We start from the raw sequence: 4,042 nt of genomic DNA on the forward strand, positions 1-4,042 counted from the left end.
ACAACCTGATCGCCGACCTCGTCGTCACCCTGGGCCAGAACGCGTCGCAGCTGCCGCCGGCCATCCGCCAGCAGGTGGCCGACGTCATCGTCGTCGCTGCGACTCACATGAACGACCCTGTCCGCGCCGAGCGTATCGCGACCGCCGCGCAGGATGTTGCGTCCGGCGTCGATGTCTCGCCCAAGGTCGTTTCCTCGAGCCCGGCCTGAGTCGCTCGTGCCTTCCGATGGCGCGCCCGCTCGGGCGCGTCACCATGATGCCCGGCTCCCCCGCGTCAGCGCGGATAGACCGTCAATACGCGCCCGATGAAATCACGGAATTCGGCCAGGTACTGGCGCAGGAACTCCTCGGTGGACTCCTGGGTGACCGCGCCGTCATCGGTAATGAGGTCCGGCGTAAACTGGATATAGGCTTCGATGGCATTCATCATCGGTGAATTGCAGAAGCTCATGATGCTCTTCAGGTGTTGCTGGGCGACCGCGGTGCCGATCTTCCCGGGCGACGTGCCGATGCTGGCCGAGGGCTTGCGCGTGAACGAGTTCTGCGAATAGGGCCTGCTGGCCCAGTCGATAGCGTTCTTGAGCCCGCCCGGAATGGACCGGTTATACTCCGGCGTGACGAAGAGCACGGCGTCCATCGCCGCGATGGCGGCCTTGAAGTCGCGGGCAGCGGGGGGAAAATCTGCATCGTAGTCGTAGCTGTAGAGCGGCAGATCCCGAAACGGGATCTCCTGCATCCGCATGTCTGCCGGCGCCAGTCGCACCAGGGCCTTCGCCAATTTTGCGGTTGAGCGACCCTTTCGCCAGGCTGCCCACGAAATAGCCTACCGTGACTTCTGCCAAAGTCCCCTCCTGCATCGGGGCACCCGGCGCGATGATCCGGGGCGCGACTCTCAACAGGCGTCGGCGCGAAAGGTTCCCGCGGCCGGCCACACAGGGCGCTTCCCGGCAGAGCGTCTCCGCGTCGGCGGGTCATCCGTTGGCAGTTGGTTGTCCTCGTGGGCGCCTTGCGCGCCGCCGCCCGGGGCGGGTGCCTCAGCTGCCGGTGCCGCGCAGGATCTCGTTCTTGAGCGTGCGGCAGATGATGACGACGTCGAGCACGAGCGAGAAGTTCTGGATATAGGCGATGTTGTGGGCGATGCGCGCGCGCGCCGCCCCGGCATCGTCGGTGGGGCCGCGATAGCCGTTGGCCTGGGCCCAGCCGGAGAGCCCCGGCTTCATCTGGTGGCGCGCGTCGTACCAGGGGACGAGGTCCCGGTAGTCCATCCCGGCGGCGCGCATGCCCGCGACGTGCGGGCGCGGCCCCACCAGCGACATCTCGCCCTTGAGCACATTGATGAGCTGGGGCAGCTCGTCGAGGCTGCGGCGCCTGAGCCAGGCGCCGATGCGGGTGACGCGGCCGTCGCCGTCGACCGGCTGGCAGAGGCCGGAGCGGTCCTCCGCCTCGACGTGCAGCGTGCGGAACTTGTAGAGCGTGAAGGGGCGGCCGTGATGGCCGAGCCGCTCCTGGCGGAACAGCACGGGGCCGGGGCTGGTCAGGCGGATGGCGAGGGCGACCGCCGCCATCGGCAGGGCCAGGGCGAGGAGCGCCCCGCCGGCAAGTGCGATGTCGACGCCGCGCTTGGCGATGAGCTGCATTCGCCGCCGCCAGCCATCCGGGGCGGGGGCAGGCCAGCCGTCGCGCCAGCGCGCCGGCAGCCCACTGCACCATGTCACCGTGTCGTCCCCCGTCGCCGCCGCCGCTTGCGGGGCCTCGCCGAGCAGGCCGATACCGATGTCGAGGGTGTCAAGAACCGTGGAATGGCGCAGTCTCAATCCCCTGAAACATGCTCGCGTTCCGGCAAAATGGTAACGTTGGCACGCCGGCTGTGCCGTAGTCTCCCTTACGTAAGTTAACGGATGCTTAGCCTCATCCCCCATTCGGGTGAAAGCGGCCACGTGTCGCGCCCACCGCACCTGCGCTGGCCCGGCGGAGGGCCTTTTGCTAGGGTCCGAGTCGCGAGCACCTGCGCGTTTATTTCGGGTGAGGGCGTGATCAACGAAGATATTGTCAGCGAAATCTACGAATCTGCCGCCTTTCCCCCTCTCTGGTCATCGGTGCTGCAGCGTCTGATGCGGCTGTGCGACGCCGACGCCGGCGTGCTGCATACCGTCAACGATGCCGGCATCGCCCATCACGCCACCGCCGGGCCGGTCGCAGAGCTCTATGCCAGCGCCAGCGCGCGCGAACTGATTCGCCGCAGCGTCCGGGTCGGGCGGGCGTTGACGCAGTCCCCGGCGGGCTTTGCCAGCGACCGCGACCTGGCGACCGAAAGTGAGCTGCGCGAGGACGAACTCTACAGCCGTCACCTGCGCCCGCTCGGGTTCCATTTCGCCGTCGGCACGGTCATCGCGGTGCCGACCGGCGACCTCCTGGTGATGGGCTTCCTGCGCGGCGAAGACGGCCCGTTCGACCGGCACGCCGTGCACAGGCTCAATACCTACCGGCGCCATATCGCCCGCGCCGCGCTCGTCGCCCACCGGCTGGGCCTGCGCGCCGCCCGCACCCAGGCCGAGGCGCTGGCGACCATCGGCATCCCGGGCGCCGTCATCGACGGGGCCGGGCGCGTGCTCGCGGCCAACCACGAATTCGAGCAGTTGGCCCCGCGCGTGCGCTTCGACGCCGCCGGCAGGCTGTCGCTCGCCACCAAAGAGGCGGACCAGCTGCTGCACGCCGCCCTCACCGCCGCCGCTGCCGGCGCCGCCGAGGAGGTCAATTCGATTCCGCTGGCGGGGCTGGAGGCGGCGCCGCCGCTGGTCCTGCACGTCGTGCCTGTCCGCGGCGTCGCCAACGACATTTTCCGGCGCGCGGCCGCGCTCGTCGTCGTCACCGCCGTCGCCATGCCGAAGGCGCCGCTGCGCGAGGTGCTGTACGGGCTGTTCGACCTGACGCCGGCCGAGGCGCGGGTGGCGGCCGCGCTGGTGCGCGGCGGCTCGGTGGAAAGCGTTGCGGCGGCGACCGGGGTTTCCACCGAAACGGTGCGCACGCAATTGAAGAGCGTGATGGCCAAGACCGGCACCAATCGCCAGACCGAACTGGTGCTGCTGCTCAGCGGGGCGCAACTGCCGGAGCGCAGCGGCTAGCGGGCTCGGCGCGCGGGACAGGGGCGGCAGCGGGCTTGACCGCCGACCCCGATCCGGCCTTTGCTCGGACCCCCGACGCCAGCGACCGGAGACCGACGATGTCCAGCCTGCTTGCCCTCACCCGCAGCCAGCCGCGCCGCACGCTCGACCAGGGCGAGGCGCTGATCACCGAGGGCGACGAGGGCGGCGAACTCTACGTCCTCGAATCGGGGCGCCTCGACGTCGTGCGCGAGGGCGTGGTGATCGCCAGCATCGATGAGCCGGGGGCGCTGATCGGCGAGATGGCGGTGCTGCTCGGCACCGACCACAGCGCTACCGTGCGCGCCGAGACCGCCGTCTCGGTGCGCGTCATCGAGGACCCGATCCCGTTTCTCGAGCGCACCCCGCTGGTGGCGCTGCAGGTGGCGACGCTGGCCTGCGCCCGGCTCGACGCGACCTCGGCGCTCCTCGTCGAGCTCAAGAAGGAGACGCAGGGCCGGCCGGGCGAGCAGAGCCTGCTCAGCCGCATCTTCTCGGCCATCAGTGCCGTCCCGCCGGAACCGGGCGCGCGGCAGGCCGCGCACGAATAGGGCGGGCGCACGTCTAGTTGGCCATGGCCCCGCACAGCGCCGCGATCGGGGCCAGCGCGCCATCGCGCGCGGGGCCGGGCTTGTCGAGCAGGGCCCACAGGTCGGCCGCTTCCACCTGCTCGAGGGCGCAGCCGCAATAGGTGGTGCAATAGGCGCCGGCATGCTCCGCCGTGCAGGTCGCTTCGCAGCTGCGCAGGAAGTTCTGGGCGCGGCTGGGCGTTTCGGGCTGCAGCACCGGCGGGGCGAACTGCAGATACAGGGTGAGGGCGCCGAGCAGCACCGGCTGGTGCAGCAGGTAGATCGGCAGGCTCCTGCGGCCGGCGCCGATCAGCAGGCGCGCCACCGGGCCCG

4 protein-coding genes and 2 pseudogenes are annotated in these 4,042 nt (G+C 70.3%); 3 read left to right on the plus strand and 3 right to left on the minus strand.

The features are described 5' to 3' along the window. Positions 1–209, plus strand: a 209-nt coding sequence (locus VGD93_RS16105) for a hypothetical protein (protein WP_395013186.1), incomplete at its 5' end; no start/stop codon positions are given. 65 nt (positions 210–274) lie between these two features. Here the strand turns inward: VGD93_RS16105 and VGD93_RS16110 are convergent. Both VGD93_RS16110 and VGD93_RS16115 read right to left on the minus strand, forming a co-directional pair. Beyond that, a pseudogene (locus VGD93_RS16110) lies at positions 275–857 on the minus strand (NADPH-dependent FMN reductase). A gap of 177 nt (positions 858–1,034) precedes the next feature. Next, positions 1,035–1,814, minus strand: coding sequence for a sugar transferase (locus VGD93_RS16115; protein ID WP_395013187.1), 780 nt, complete (start codon positions 1,812–1,814; stop codon positions 1,035–1,037). Between the two features lie 216 nt (positions 1,815–2,030). Between VGD93_RS16115 and VGD93_RS16120 the strand changes: the two genes are divergently transcribed. Further along, complete coding sequence (locus VGD93_RS16120) at positions 2,031–3,122, plus strand: helix-turn-helix transcriptional regulator (protein ID WP_395013188.1); 1,092 nt, start codon at positions 2,031–2,033, stop codon at positions 3,120–3,122. Between the two features lie 98 nt (positions 3,123–3,220). Then, positions 3,221–3,691 (plus strand): cyclic nucleotide-binding domain-containing protein, encoded by a 471-nt coding sequence (locus VGD93_RS16125; RefSeq protein WP_395013189.1) that lies wholly within the window; start codon positions 3,221–3,223, stop codon positions 3,689–3,691. Positions 3,692–3,704: 13 nt separating this feature from the next. On the opposite strand, the pseudogene VGD93_RS16130 reads toward VGD93_RS16125, so the two are convergent. Continuing rightward, a pseudogene (locus tag VGD93_RS16130) lies at positions 3,705–4,042 on the minus strand (hypothetical protein); the annotation flags it as partial.

Source organism: Devosia sp., assembly GCF_036406155.1.
Classification (GTDB): Bacteria; Pseudomonadota; Alphaproteobacteria; order Rhizobiales; family Devosiaceae; genus Devosia_A.

What these genes read in the sequence shown, in the direction of transcription:
- VGD93_RS16125 (WP_395013189.1), top strand. Translation starts at nt 3,221, where the DNA reads ATGTCCAGCCTGCTTGCCCTCACCCGCAGCCAGCCGCGCCGCACGCTC.